Source organism: Geomicrobium sp. JSM 1781026 (assembly GCF_041949955.1).
Classification (GTDB): Bacteria; Bacillota; Bacilli; order Bacillales; family Marinococcaceae; genus Geomicrobium_A.
In genome coordinates this window covers 149,115-164,929 of the sequence record NZ_JBHFQF010000002.1, presented here as the reverse complement: position 1 = coordinate 164,929, position 15,815 = coordinate 149,115, and the positions used below count along the sequence as shown (strand labels likewise).

Here is a 15,815-nt window from a genome sequence, read left to right as displayed (position 1 = left end):
TGTATGTCACGACCCTCGTACATTATGAAAAGCAATGAGGCTATGCTCACGAATAACAGAGGATTTCATAGTTTCCGAATACAGAAGGTTATCTCTTTAAGGCGTAGATTTAAGAGTTGGATAGAAACAGCACTTATCCTGTGGAGATGTGTCCAGAAAAGGTAATTGCTCGGAAATATATTAGGGAATATTCGTGGAGGTGGTCGACGAAACAAAGAAGTAGCAGACATTAAAGACTTCGTTAACCGTCTCAGCATTCCGGGAAACCCGATCTCTTTCCAGAGATAGTCGCTCAAAAGATTTTCAGATTACCTGCGTTGAATCGTATAGAGTGGCTAAATCGTACGGGTGTGTTGACGGGTAATTCGGCAACAAAAAACCACTCTGTAGGGATAGCGGCTTTTTGTGTTGCCGAGTTTCTAAGATACTTCTCCCCGCTCATGTTTCACCGGTCGCCCTTTCACATCGTAAACCGCTACGCCATAATCCATGAGCGTTTGCAGTAATTCCTTTCGGTTGTTCAAATGATGATAGTCAAAACTAAATACCGGAATCCCCTCACTCCTTAGCCAGTCATAAACAAAACTGGCATTCTGACTAGAAAAGTTTTCTTCATATTTTGCATCGTCAAGTGTAATAAAGACGATGTACGTATGGACGTTATTGCGATACAAGTGAACAGAGTACAAATCTTCCCAAGGAACGAGACCGACGGTAAACCTCACGCCCTCATCCGTAACCGTAATGATCGCCCCTGCATCTTCCGTAACCGTAGAAATCATCGGAATACAGCCAAGCACAAGAAGCGCAACCAATATAAGTGGCACGGCGCCCTGTCCATCCGGATTCATCCATGCAAGAAACGCAAAAGCAAACAAAACTAGAGCGGCCAACACGCACATAAAAATAATTAAGTTCGTTCGTTTCTTTGATAAGTAGAATGATTTTTCGTTCATGTGTGTGCTCCGATCAGATTAGGTAATTTTATTATAGTAGTTCGGGTGGGGAGATCTGTTAAATGCATGCGTATGGGTACGAGAAGAGATCACTTACCACATTTCAGTATCGCACCCATTCCCATACCTCTTCCAAGCACTCACTGTATGGTAATTAAACAAGCCCCAAAAATAATATGCGGAGCAAACTTCACTCCACACACTCAGCGCGATCCTTTCTAGATTATACATTCACTCAAAGTCCACATTCACTCAAAGTCCACACCCACACTTCCCTACAACATCCCCATCTCCCTTAACACACCGTTCAAATTCTGCAGTGGTCCTTCTTTCACTTCGATGCCCATCGTCTGTGCAATACCGGCTATAGCGTTGTACGCCCGCTCGCTTTGAATGTTCATTTGCTTTGGGTAATATCCGGTCTTTTGGAAATGATCAATGATCATTTGCGGAAGATCCGATTCCTCTTCGACATGTATCATTTTGTGATCTGCGATGATACCCATCCCTTGGCTAAATGCGACATACAGAATTGGAAAGTGAGGCCGTTCGCCTTTTTGATCTTGCACTGGTTCAGGAAATAACCGCACATCAATCTCAAGAACGTCATCCATCTGCCTAGCCGCAGCTTGTACTTGCCTAATCTGCTCAACGGGCAGCGGCTGTACCTCTTTTTCTACTTCCTTATATTCAAAATCGATCATTTCACTTTGCCACTCTGCGCCTTCCTCAGTCATAGTAGGAATGCGCGCAAACACCCTACCTTCTGGCGGCTCCTCGTACTCGCGCACAACTTCAATGACCTGCTCCATCGCCAACTTCAACTCTGCCGCTTCCTCTGGCTCAATATGCCACGGATGATATCCAGGCCTGAACGACCGAAACAACGGCCACGCATTTTTTCCTCGGAACGTGTGCCCTGCATCTTTAATCAACCGGTAATCCCGGTTCGTTAAGTCATTACGATTATCGAAAGAAAGCATCAAACATTTCTGATTCAGTCCGTCTTCTGTTCCTTCTAGCACGCCAAGTAGCGATTTCAACCCTTCATCACCTTGGTAGACGGCCATGCCGTACATCTCTCCGAGAGCGCCCATGACACTGCAATACAGCATTTTTTCCATTTCTGGGTGCTTTATGGCGATAATATCATCAGAATTTAACATCTGCCACGGCGCTGCCGCTTTGAATCGTGTTGTTTCAGTGAGAAGGTTGTCCCAAATGTTGTCAATAAACAGATCTGCTGGCCCGAGACGAAAGCGTTGTGACCACATCATCCCATTCTTCTCACTCATCAACAGCTCTTCTGTTTCTTGGTCAGGAACCTCGTGACGACCAGACTCCATCCACTCATCTTCCGGCCATTCGCTCCGGGAATCTTCTTCAGGTGCAAAGTAACTGAGCTCAACAATCTCAGGACATTCCTTGCGTCCTTCCATGACCTTCATGAGTTTAATTGCATGCAACCAATCGTCGCCAGGGTCATAAAGGTATTCGATTTCATCCCCTTCACCATTAAACCAGTCAGCGATAATTTCCTCCGCTTCATTGTACGGCTCAGTAAGCGCATCAAAAACCATATCAGGATTCGTAATGATGGATTTCATCTTATTACCAAAAAGATTGACGACATTTTCCCCTTCCTCAGTTTCCGCTTTAAAATCATGAATATGACTGTTCTCCCAGCCAAATGCAAACTGAATAACATCATGCAATTGACCAAAAGTCGTTTGACCATCAACGAGAATCGTTCGTTCAATTGCCGGGCTTAGATTGCTTAACTGAATCTTTAACTTAAAAATCACCGTATCACATCCTTTCCCCAAGCATACTAGAAAGTAGCGTTGGTGTGCTGGGCTTTTTTTAATTATCTAGGCGTGCCGACGAGATATTCAGCACAAGTTCTGTAAAGGGAAACGAGCACGATAAATACAACTCTTCAAGTTTACTAACCGTATAGAACTTCCCTGTTGCTCCAATCGTGATTAACATACGTAATATCAAGGTTTCCCCAATCTGCAATTGTCATAACCTTCGTTTCAAACGAGAAAGACCTGCTATATAGAATCAACGTAAGATTTTACTGATTTGCGCTGTTGGGTTGGAGGTGTAGCGCGGTGCTGGGTACCATTTTGCGCGCAAGTTTGCCTAGTTTAACGATTTTGGCGCTCATTCCGCTAAACTCATGCGCAGTTTGTCCCAACTAGAGCGCAGATTCAATTCCTATAAGTGGCACCCTGTCGGCCCCAGCGGGGCCGAAGCCAAATCGGACTCGGTTCGGCACGAACCGCGCCGACAGCTTGTGGGTACATCAGGGCGGCGATGTACACGTGACCTTGTAATCTGTGACCGAGTTTGCTCATTCTGTTCCCTAGTTTATGAGAAAATACCGCTTTTCTTGGGATTTCTCCCAACTTGAGAACAGTTCGGTCACAACTCGAGCACAGTTTCCACTTTACCAACCTTCCATTGGTTCTTTTAAGAAATTCTTTAGTTCAACTTATAAAGCCGGGTACAAATAGTATAAATCATTCAACTCAATAGCCAACCTTTAAATTGCTTCATTTTCACCTTTAAGTTGCCCTGCAAACTTCTCATCAAAACTGCCACCAGACACATCTGGATTTTCAACAAAGATCTTTCGAAAACGCAGAAGGTTTTGCTCACTCCAAATTGACTCCCCACGCCACTGAAAAAACCTTCACCAATCAAACCCAGACTTCTGCAGTATCGTAGATCATTTCCGTATTAAATACTCCATCTCTGTAGTAATAAGCCGTGTTTTCGCTTCTTTATTAAATGACACCGCCCATAATAAGGATCATTCCTCCATCATCAACACTAATTCGCGAAACACTCTAAACAACGATGTATCCAACTCTTCAATATTAAAACTCTTGCTCGTGGTGCCTCTCTGAAACAGAACCTTATCCTGTTCTATCGTTACTTCAATGTCTTTAACAACAAATTTATCAATTCGCTCGTTATCTTCAAGCTTCTTCTCTTGAAGTTCGATTCCGACCCTATCAGATACTCTTCGTAGCAACTTCCAGACGACAGTTTCTTCTTCCGTTTTCATAAAAAGCTCAGGCAATTCTTTGGCGTCTTGTAACTGTGAAAACGTCGTCATCGTTGTATGTGCAACCCCGTATTGAACCGGCTTTATCGGATCGATCGTACGCCATGAATCAATGTCAAACGATACGGAATTATTCTGAATGGAAATATCACAAATTTCACCATAACGAACAACACCATTGGTTTCCTTCACACGTTTACTCACATACAAGGCAATGTATTTTGCTTTTCGCCAATGTTTATTCAATTTTTGCAGCGGAATTGTTAGTCGTGCACGTCGAACACTCTCTGCATAATTCTCATATGTTTCGATATTGGATACAAGCACATATTCTTCTAATTCAGACCGCCACTTCTGCTTCGAGCCTTGAGGTAGAATTCCCTCTTCTTGCAGCTCATCATCGCTTTTTTCGATCAAATTATCGATCACTTCTTCAACTAACTTTGTAGCAGAAGGCAAGAAAGGCAACCCGCCAATATTTACATCACCAATACTTTTATAAAAGTGGTGATTACGGTATCCTTCTTCAAATCCAAACGGAAACAACACATAGGCGCCAAATGCCGTTTTCTCATAAGGGCCGTTCTTTTTATGGACGATCGCATCACGATAACGATGCATCGTGTTAATGTCTTCTTCCAAAGGACCTGGACTGTTATAACGTCGGCCATAATACGTGTCATCTAAAGCAAAATCAATGCGATACTTTGCATCAAACACATAGTTAAACGGTCCATCTTTCCCTTTTTTGTCAATACTCAGGACAACGTCTGGTAGCTGAACAGTTGTTGGGTTTGTTTCCCGCTTTTGATACGTCAATGAGATCTTCTCATGCGTGATTGGGTGCTCGAACACTCGCTTTGCACGACGATTTGCATCTAGATTCAGATGCAACCCATTCGTATTTACAGAAACGATGTCCTGACTTACTTGCGTGTATCGGTTTTTTAAAATCCGGCCGATCTTTAGAAACGTCCAGTATTCATAAAGCTCAGCTACATTTTTAACCGACATCTGATAGTTGTGTCCAAAGAGAGACAAACCTTTTGAAACGGTGAGATAGATTTGTAAAGCATCTCGATACCCTGCAGCCATTTGCAAAACGGTGCTAAATTGGGCCATCGGAGCTGCTTTAATTTCTTGCCAAAACGTTGATGCTCGTTTTTGCTTTAATTCACGAATCATCCTTTGTACTTTCTCTTGAACATCTAAATAAGGATCAATCGTTTGAGACGAACGATTTCCTGCCAATTGCTTTACGAGTGATTCTAGCTTCTCAATTAACCGTTCAATTAGCCATTTTATGTATTGATTTTCATCAGTATTATAAACGACTTGTTTCTGGTTATTTAATCCTCTCGTCGGTAATAATTTCTGATCACCGACCCCTATGCCTCGTTCATGCTCGACAAATAATCGCGCACTTTTTCGCAGTTGTTTTCGACCATATGAATCAAGCCGCTTCACTTTGTCCGCTCGTACCCATTCATACTTCTTTTGTAGCTTATGATGGGGTTGCTGCTCAATACGCGTGACCGTTTTAATAAATGACTCAAAGTGATAAACGAACAACCGATAAAATTCTGCCAGCGTTGGTTGCCCGTCCAACTTTATTTTTGCATGTAAATGTGTCCTACGTAGAAAATGATAAGCCAAATTGTAGATCTCATCATTTACTTCGTCGAGTAATTTCTTATAATCGTTTTTGTAATCCAACTTTGCCGGAAATACTTCGATCATTACCGTGAGTAGGGGCTCGTTATTTGAATGGATTTCAAAAGTGGAGAACCCTATTTCACTCCCAAAGTTAATCTGCCCCATTAATAGCGATTGAGATCCAATCGTTATTTCGCTCACTGCCTGTCTAAAAAGATGATGTTCATGATAGAATTCCAACTCTTTGCCTTCTTTAGGAATAATTAAAAACTGATAGGTCGTTTGCTCAAAGAAAATCGGACGCAATTGATGATCCTTTTGGGATACGAGCTTCTGTTGCTCAACATCGAATACGTTGACCGATTCAACATCTTTGCCCATAAACGAAAAATTCATCTCATCATGGAAATCCATACTCCGATAGGCTTTTAGCCCCTCATACCTCGGATGATGAGCCCTACCCTTAATGACAAACGAAAAGTCCGCTGTTTCAATTTGAACGAGCTCAATTTCTTCAAGAGGTGATCCAGAAGGATGTAAAGCCATCTTGTTCGAGCCCCCTCAGCATCTCAACCACTTTCATTGTACTCTTTGGATATTTTGCAAGTTGTATGTCTTCTTCACTAATCTCAGCAAATTCGTTAATACGCTGATTGGTGAACACTTCAAATAGCTTTACGAGCACTTCTCTCATTCTCGCATCACTGCCCGACAACCTCGGTAATATTTTCTGTAGTAAACATAAATCAAACGCTTCTTCTCGAGTTAATAAACCGTCGCGCTCATTGTATACCATATAAAAACTGATTTCGTCTCGAATCCGATAACCAACGTGAGATCCGTTTTCCATAAGCGCTTCGTTCACCCGAACAAGTTCATTCGTAACCTCTTTTACAAACTCAGGGGTATGTGCGTACACATCTTTCAGTGTTAAAAACTCTGCCTCCAACCGGTTATTATGGAGCATGATTGAAGATTTTTCTTTAGCTTCCATTAAGAAATCTAAATGATCTAGACGAACACGATTGAATTCAATCGTATTCGCTCGGTCTAACACTTTCTTGCTAAACGGAAATGTCGTTTCATCCATATTCACCGTACCGATGAGGTACACGTTTGACGGTAAATAAACGTCCATACCGTCAAGTTGAAATGGTAACAAACGCGAGCTTACTTGCTTTCCGCCTTGCCACTTTTTACTTTCCATTACACTTAATAAATCACTAAAGTAATATTCAACACGCGCCAAATTCATTTCATCGAGCAACACAAAATAAGGACGATCTGGATCTGCAATGGCGTTTAGTATGACATTCGTCACTGGACCACGATTAAAATCGCCTTTTAAGTCTTCAAAGCCAATCAGATCTGTTCCATCGCTCCAATCCGGGCGGACAGGAATAACGGTGAACCTCCCGTTCTTCTCAGTTGCCCCAACACTCTCAGCAAACCAACGAACGATCATCGTCTTCCCCGTGCCAGAAATGCCCGAAAGAATAACAAACGGTTTCGTTTTAAGAGACAAATACAGATTCGTCACTTCTTCCTTTTCGAAGTAAAATCCTTTACTACTAATATAGTTATGAATGTGGTCGACCACATGCTTTGGCTCAAATTCAGCCGGAGACTCTTTAATCTCAGTGGCAGAATCTTCGTATGCTCGTTCCTTATTTGTAAAAGAAATGTACGCTTCATAGTACCCAATCATCATTTCTAAATCCTCGACTAACGTTTCTTCAGCAGGAAGACTCCCAGCTTCGTACTCAATATACGCAGCTGTCGAATCCGCGTACCCTCGAGCCCGCTGCCCTGCCCCGAGATCCACAGAGTCATCTTTTTTTACTTTTTCGTTCATTTCAATACGTGTCCGTATATCCTCTTTAACCTTCTTCATAGTCTCAGCATCCGTATTAGTTACACCTTGTGCAAAGGCTAGATACAACTTGCTCATCTCTTCATGGAACAAATACACAATGTAGAAACCATCTTGAGTCGACCGAGTAACCTCTTTATGTAGAAACGCAATCCACGGCGTGAACGTCCAATTCCCTTGACCGACAGACGTCTTAACGATGTATTGATCCGTAACAAACGGCAACTTCTTTAACTCCTTAGAAGCTGTATGATTGACGAGTTGATACACCGGGTTCTCTTTTGAGAACTTCTCACTCGTTGCCTCAGTATAATCCGCTAAAATATTCGCAAACGTCTCTCTTAGGTTAGTATCCATGTTCTCCTCGTCTCCTTGCTTCGGCCGGTTATTCTTATCAATAAAATTGAAGCTATACAGCCAATCCAGCGTATGAGCAAGCCTCTTCTCCGCCACTGATTCGGTAATACTATTCTCTCCTCGCGAATTCCGTACAACATTGCCTACAACTCGGAGCAACAAACCTCTAGCCGTATCCTTATCGACATGCTGCAACATCTCCAGCAAAGCCATAACGAATTGAAAAAACGGCTGTATAGATACATTCTTTTTAATATGTTCATTTCGGTCAGATTGATTTCCAAACCTAATAGTGCCTTGGTGATTCTGGTCTAGGATGCCGAGCATCCTTAACGTTTGCCTTGCACCCGTTTTTCTTCTATATAAGTTCTGATTACCCTTCAGTTCTTCACTTAACCGATCCGGCGTGTACGTCCCCTCAGCCAGTTCATCAAGAAATACCAGCACATCCTTTACAGAACTTACTGGTAAATCCTCAGTATCAAAAGTTTTACGGACAAGCTTTTGATCCCCATCAGAAACATCAATAAACGGAAGGCCCGATAGCAGGCTTGCAACGTATAACGATTCGTCCTGATCATCAAAATCGTAGTTACCCGAGCCGAGTAGATCATTGTAAGCATTGTTGAACGTTTCGAAAGGGATGCTCTTAGTGACACCACTATTTAATTGCAGCATTACTACTTCATTCTCTATTTGTACTAGAGCAGTGTTGGTACTGTTCAAGAGAGCCATGTGCCTAATTTGTTTTATGTATTCGCTTAGTAGTTGGTTTAGCAAAGTATCAGCGCCTTAGTTATATATAATGCTTTTAACTGTATTTTCGCGTTCTATGAAGTAATTCACCGCCCATGTATATAGAGAGAATTGTCTTTATACATAAGGGACATAAATAAAAATCTTAGCTAGTAATTTTTATAACATCTTTTGCAAGCATCTCAAATGTTTGATTGAATTCATCTCTGTTTTTAATCATATTATTCTTAACTTTACCCTGCTGCTGTAACTGATCTTCATTTAAAGCATATATTGGCACATTATATTTTTGAGATTGAGCAATTAAACTGTTGAAGTCTGGAATATTACTTATATTATAAGGTTCCGCTATATTTACTACCGATGAAAACTTAGTCTCATCAACAATCAATGCTTTTGATTGTAAAGCTGGAACTAATTGATCATTAACATTTACCATAATTGAATCAATCCAGTTCTGAAAGGACTTTACTGGCATACCTTTTCTCGGTCGATACCTTTGAAAAATGGTACCTATAAATTTCGGATTTTTTTGAGAAATTTGATATTCAGCAGATTTAAATATTGGGTGACCTTTAAGGTTCTCGTATGTATCAAACCAACTAGGTATTATATCTACTAATGATTTTATTGCCATATTGCAAAAATAATCAGGACTGCAAGGAACTAAAAAATAGTCACTCTGCATTAACAAATTGGCATTTGTAGCGCTGACACTAGGGCTCATGTCAATTATAATGTAGTCTAATTCATACTTTTCACCAGTAATTTTTAATAACTCATTTATCGCACCTGGTATGTTCTTTAGAAGCTTTAAGCTTCCAGTGAGCTCTTGAGCAATACTTAACGTAACGTCGTAATGTGAAAATTCAATATGTCCAGGCAACAAAAATAAATTTGCTCTCCCTTCAATTTGGAAACAATTTGCTGGTTGAATTTCTTTAATTCCACCATCAAAAACGGGTGCTAATGATTTCTTAATATCATCGACTAAGTTATTTTCATAAACATCTTTTAGGTCTTCTACACCCGATACATTAAGGCATAACCCTGTGAGATTACATTGGGGGTCTGAATCAACCATTAACACCTTTTTACCTAATTCAGCTAATTTCCAAGCTAAGTTGAAAGTAGTTGTAGTCTTACTAACTCCACCTTTATGATTAAATAAGGATATAACCTTCATGAAATACCACCTCTGGATATTAAGATTTTTAAACATATAATTTATTCGAGCTTTACCTCTTTTATGTTCTAAGAATATATTTTTTTGCAATATATTCTACTTAACTTCTCACCATAGTTTCACTAATTAGTTATCTACAGTGCGTATGTGACTAGTTAATACAAAAACTAAAAAACAACGCAGCAACGTTCCAGATAAAAGAATACAATATGTCAACTATATTAACAATTGGTGTTGACACCTTTAATAACTTATAATCAAATGAACCAACATCATAAAGACGCACATTGATTGCGACAGTGTTAAGATTTTGATACCGAATTTCCATTTACTTTATTATAATTGCAATCAGTTTTTAAATTTTATTCAAAATTAAAGGTACGATACATCTATGATAATTTCAGATGATTAATTAAAAGCGATACTTAATATAATACAAGATAATATCACTCTAACGTTTGTTTTTGGAGGTTTTTAACAGATTGTTGTAAATCTGTTTCAATTTGAGCATCTTTCCACGTCGTCCAGAAATTTAGACTGTTAGATTTCGGTTTATGTGTTGGCTGATCAATTTTAATTCTAAAAGGCAATAAACATGCATCACCTACAACAATGCCTTCTCCAACTCCTAAAGTTGGTAATACTTCTCTTATACCTCCTAGATTCTCAGGTAATAGATTACTTACAGCATTTTTATCTGATTGATTTGAAAGTCTTAAAGCAATTACATTATTGCATTGACTCATAATGGTGGTATTTAATTCTGAAGGTCGTTGGCTAATAATAGTTAAACTAACACCGTATTTACGACCTTCTTTTGCTATTCTTTCAAAGTGAGTTAAAGCTCTAGTCTCCGAAGCATCTGCTAATTGTTTTGCTGGCAAATATAAATGAGCCTCATCACATAATAATGAAATTGGATATCTTTTTTCTGAAGGTGTCCATTGCTGTACCTGAAAAACAATTTTTGCGACTATACTAATTACAATTGGCAAAATATCTGAAGGTACTTCTGAAAAATCTATTATTTTCACGCCGCTCACATCTGAAGCAGAAGGTTTCATCAATTCTTTTACTAAATCAGAAAGGTACTCAGCCTTCAGCTTTTCCTCATCTAGGTTAAACAAGAAGCCATATCTTTTATCAGTCAATTTAGCGCTTATTCTTGGGAGAAATCGGTCAAATTTCCCTTTGAAAGGTCCATTAACTGTTCCTCTTGAACCTGGCACTCTTTCATTGTTTAATTCTTCAATTCGATCAACAACATAACTCATCTTATAAGGTATGGGGCTGTCGATAGTGAAGCTATCAAACTCTTTGATTAAGTCACGTTCCTCTAATAAAGTTTTCTTAGCTTCAAGCACAGTTCTAGAAAATATCATTGCCTGATTTGGAGCATTTTCGTCTGTTCTATCCAAAACCAATGCAAGCATGTCTTCATACCCTAATAACCAATAAGGTAAGAATATAACATCACTATCTGGGTTATTTAGATCTCCTGGACCTGCAACCCTAAACTTTTTGATTTTGTCATGTTGTGCTAGAGGTGCATACTCTCCGTGTAAATCAAAAATAACCATATTTGTATTTTTTAATGAAGCCGCTTGTTCCACTATTTTAGCTACAGTAAATGATTTCCCAGACCCAGTTGAACCAACAATCATCGCATGTCTTTGAAAAAATGCATCACCATCCAGTATAGCTTTTGAATTACCTGATATAGCATAACTGCCTAATGTTAATGGATTATCCGATTTAGTATTTTCTTCGGAAACAAGTGACGTAAAATTAGACAAATATTCTCCTGAAAGATAAAAGCAGTCTGCTCCTATTTCTGGGAGAATTTCTACAGCCCTTGTAAAATGTGTCGATTGTCGCTCCATACCTGGTCCTACTAAAGTACCTAAAGCATTAATGATCGCTGAGTTATTTACTCTAATGTTAAGTTCATCATCTGTATCCTGCATCAAAGGATCATCAATTCTTATAACCCTATCAATTCTACCTATTAAACGAACGTTTGGATTAGAAGTATGAAGGAGGACAAAACCATTAACATTTAAGGCTTTTAAACTTTCTTCTTCAGGTATATTAACTGTAACACTATAACTATCTACTTTAACGACCTGCCCAACACTTATTTCATGCGGTATCTCAAATAGATTAGCTACTGTCTGTTCCATTAATAATCCCCCCATGCATTATTAAGTAATTCTTTAAAACTCCATATATTCCGCTCAAAAAAATTTTCCTCGACAACATCACTTACAATCCTGCTACCATTCTTCGCTTCTTCAATTGCTACAAAATTTCTAATTTCCCCTTCTTCAATTAGATTTAAAAATGATTCAGATAAACTCTTAGATAAAATCACTTTTAAAGTAGATGTATTCGCCAGCAAAGAAGTAAATGATCCTTGAATATGGATGTCATTAAACCCGAAACCATAGAAAATTACACTTTTTGTTTCTTGGATAGAGTTAGTCATTTCTGCCATAATATTGTTATACGGTTGTTGATGGGTCTCTAAGTATTTTCCTATACCTGGTGTTACTATAGCTGGGTTCATATTATTCTCTCGAAGTAAAGGTAAATCAGAGTATCCTATGTTTGACAAATTAACGAACTGTCCATGATTTGTTTTAAACCAACTTAACGAACCATGGGGCTTGTATACTTTAACGTGGCAGATCTTATCTATTCGTTTATTCTTAATTTCTTTTACTCTAGCTTGAAAGTCATTATATTGTTTTGGATAAGCTACCGAACCTGTATTAAACCCATCCCAATATTGTAAGCCAGCTACTGATGCTGAAAACTCAACTAACTGGTCATAATTTGTTGTCACGACATTCAATACTTTGTTTTTAGTGTGCAAATACTTTTTAAAGTATTTAACAAATCCACAAATATCCTCCCCCATAGAAATTTTCATCATTGCACGCTTTTCATCTTTTGCTATGCAAGCCCAGGTTTGTTCAACAATTGAAGATGTTAATGATACAGAAATATCGGATACTGATTGTAATGCTGTTTCTAAATCTAAACCTTTATCCAAGGATCTACTTATTTCTTTCCATATAGCTAAATCGTCCCCAGTATGACCAACAATATTTTCTTGTAGGTGCTTAGATAATTGATGCATTCCTGGTAATCCAGCACCGCATGATGAGCCACTTCCAATTACTAATAGTGGATTTACAGAGATTGCTTCTTCTATGTAAGCTGCTATTTTCATTTTGACCTCGATTTCCAGATTTAAGTATAAATGTATAATTTAAAAATTATTATAAGTTTATCATTACATAATAGAAGTATTTATTTTGCTATTTATACCCAGCCCCTTTATTAAGTGAATTTCTTCATATCTAATAGCATATAAAACTGGGATAAGTAAATTATTGTCTAATCATAATAGCGAGAACGCGATTAAATATTTCAATATCAGAAATTTGAATTTAAAAATCATACATAACCTTTAGTTTATTATATATTTTATAACATATATTTACAATTAGTAAAATATATTAGTTGTTAATATATATAAGTCGGGAGCGTCAAGCAGATTGTGTAAATAGAAAGCCCTATTCTTCTTATGTAAGTCACTTATGAAGCTTCTAGCTGGTCAAACATCTACAATAACCCTTCTCGGGCTTTATCAAATCCAGGATGGCACCGTGTTGAGAATTTTTCTTGTATGGTTCAAATTGACTTACTAGAAAGCGTTCAATGGAAGACTAGTTTGGAATTGTTCTTTGCGTTTACTGCACTTCTTTAGCTGTCTTTTAATTGATTCAATGAGATTTATTGAGTAGATGTTTCGGCAAATCGCTTTATTAAATTCATATAATCTCGGAATATTCTCGTTCTTTTTTCAGTGGATTAAACGCACGAGGGTAGGCTTTTTTCCATTTTGCTATGAACGTATCAAGGGCTTCTTGGCCTTCTTTCTGACTCGAAGAACGATAGACTTGCTTGAAGTCCTCGCACACTTCCGCACGATCAGAGACTCTTACTTTATGGGCAAGATTACGAGAAAGATGGACGCAGCACGCTTGATAACGTGCGGATGGATAAATCTGTTGGATGGCATCTTTGATGCCTTTTAACCCATCAGAAATAAACAATAGAACGTCTTCAACGCCACGTTCACGCAGATCTTCAAGGACTTTTTGTCAAATAAACGCGGATTCTGTTGGCGCAATCGTATACGGCAATACCTCTTTTGAGCCATCTTCTTGAAGGCCAATTATTAAATATACCATACCGCTTCTTTTGAAACGGTGTCACGTTTAACCGCAATAAAGCTGGCATCTAAATAGATGCACACATACCTCTTCGAGAGCGGGCGCTCTTTAAATGCGTTCACTTGCGTTTCCTTTGTTTTGGTCATGTTTGAGACGGTTTGAGGCGTGTAATAATGGCCATACATACGCTCCAGCAGGTCAGCGATTTCACTGGTCGTGACGCCTTTTTGATACATATGCATGACGAACGACTCAAGGGTTTCATTCGATCGCTTGTAAGGAGCGACGGTTTGTTGGCGAAAGTCGCCGTTTCAATCTCTCGGAATCATGATTTGAAGGTCACCAAACTCTGTATGAAGCGTACGAGTGTATGTCCCGTTTCTCGAGTTGCCAGATCCAAACCCAACACGATCGTATTTTTCGTAGTCCAAAAAAGCAGTGAGCTCTGTGACTAAAAGGGTGTTTACAGCTTTTTCTAAATGAGAACGAAACACTTCGTTTAAATCTTCTTTTCGAACTAGAGCTTGTGCAATATCTGTAGTAAAATCAGTCATAAGGGAATCCTCTTTTCTGTGAATGGGTTGTGGTGACTTAATTCTACTCGAAAAGGGCTTCCTTTTTTCGTGCTTTTCATTCATTTACACAAGATATCTTGCGCTCTCAACGGCTGCCATAACATACAGCATAAACTTACAATAAAATTATAAAAAATGTAAATATTTGTTTATTTTTGGTGTAGTTCATCTTTAATAAAGCAATTATCTTTTTTTCTATTTTTAATCATTTGTTGTAATTCAAACAATTCCAAATCTCGTTCTAATTGCTTATATCTACGATAGCTAGAAAGAAAAATTTCATTAGAAAAAAGCTTGTAAATTTGGAACAACATAAAAATACACACTATAGTTATTGTGGAATATATTGTAATTAAGAGTGCTTCGTCAAAAGACTCAACAAAGTTATTATAAATAAAAGTTAAACAATTTATAAAAATTGCTGTCAATAGTGCATAAAGTACTCCCCAATTAATAATAGAGATTGGTTTTACATCGTTTGCTGTTTTATGAATTAAATTTCGCAAAAACTCAAGCTCCTCTTTACTTTCAATTCCTATTTTACTAAGATCTTCACTAAAGAAATTCTCTTTTTCAACACGAAAAATATCATTACCTACAATCTTACTTTTAACAAATAAAAGATAAGCAAAGTAGATAACCACGGTAATCAAAATGCCCATAATAAAGAGCATCCCGTATATTAAACTTACAATTACTAATACAATTGTAGCCGCTCCTAAGATTGCTGAAACTATAAAGGTCAAATTCCGCCATTTTCCCTTAGGTATATTGCGCAGGAGGATACGCCAGATTGATGTACGCATTTTATACTTTTTGTAAATATAATCAAGCATACTTTATACCCCCCCCTGAAAGATTTCTATTAAGCATATCAATCTATATAAATTATTATATTTTAAACTACTAAGATGACATGTATCTATTTCACACTAATAACCACTGATAACTTAAGTATATCTTGATAAACTACTTCTATCTAGCATTGTAATCTAGAATTAAAGACCTTAGGATAAGATAATGATTACAACATTTATGCATCTCGCAAAAAATTTTACAATTTAGTTTTGAGATTACCTTGGACAAATACTTTCTAATTTGAACAAATTGCAGACGAAAGCAGGCATTTT

The 15,815-nt window shown here is 38.2% G+C and carries 8 protein-coding genes and 1 pseudogene; all 9 read right to left on the bottom strand.

Annotation, left to right across the window (positions count from 1 at the left end; genetic code table 11):
• Positions 1-419: 419 nt before the first annotated feature.
• On the bottom strand, positions 420-956 hold the full coding sequence (locus ACE1TF_RS03700; RefSeq protein WP_375014362.1) for a hypothetical protein: 537 nt from the start codon (positions 954-956) through the stop codon (positions 420-422).
• Between the two features lie 275 nt (positions 957-1,231).
• The gene (locus ACE1TF_RS03695; protein ID WP_375014360.1) at positions 1,232-2,761 is read right to left on the bottom strand and encodes a plasmid pRiA4b ORF-3 family protein; all 1,530 of its coding nucleotides are present in this window, start codon (positions 2,759-2,761) and stop codon (positions 1,232-1,234) included.
• 1,016 nt (positions 2,762-3,777) lie between these two features.
• Complete coding sequence (locus ACE1TF_RS03690; protein ID WP_375014358.1) at positions 3,778-6,237, bottom strand: DUF2357 domain-containing protein; 2,460 nt, start codon at positions 6,235-6,237, stop codon at positions 3,778-3,780.
• Positions 6,206-8,599, bottom strand: coding sequence for an McrB family protein (locus ACE1TF_RS03685; protein ID WP_375014356.1), 2,394 nt, complete (start codon positions 8,597-8,599; stop codon positions 6,206-6,208). The genes ACE1TF_RS03690 and ACE1TF_RS03685 overlap by 32 nt, the downstream gene beginning before the upstream one ends.
• Before the next feature lie 223 nt (positions 8,600-8,822).
• Positions 8,823-9,863: a ParA family protein gene (locus tag ACE1TF_RS03680; protein WP_375014354.1), complete on the bottom strand. Its 1,041-nt coding sequence runs from the start codon at positions 9,861-9,863 to the stop codon at positions 8,823-8,825.
• Between the two features lie 446 nt (positions 9,864-10,309).
• Positions 10,310-12,046: an ATP-binding protein gene (locus ACE1TF_RS03675; protein WP_375014352.1), complete on the bottom strand. Its 1,737-nt coding sequence runs from the start codon at positions 12,044-12,046 to the stop codon at positions 10,310-10,312.
• Positions 12,046-13,101: an SIR2 family protein gene (locus tag ACE1TF_RS03670; RefSeq protein WP_375014350.1), complete on the bottom strand. Its 1,056-nt coding sequence runs from the start codon at positions 13,099-13,101 to the stop codon at positions 12,046-12,048. The genes ACE1TF_RS03675 and ACE1TF_RS03670 overlap by 1 nt, the downstream gene beginning before the upstream one ends.
• Before the next feature lie 395 nt (positions 13,102-13,496).
• A pseudogene (locus tag ACE1TF_RS03665) lies at positions 13,497-14,664 on the bottom strand (IS256 family transposase).
• Positions 14,665-14,834: 170 nt separating this feature from the next.
• Positions 14,835-15,521 (bottom strand): hypothetical protein, encoded by a 687-nt coding sequence (locus ACE1TF_RS03660; protein ID WP_375014348.1) that lies wholly within the window; start codon positions 15,519-15,521, stop codon positions 14,835-14,837.
• Positions 15,522-15,815 lie beyond the last annotated feature (294 nt).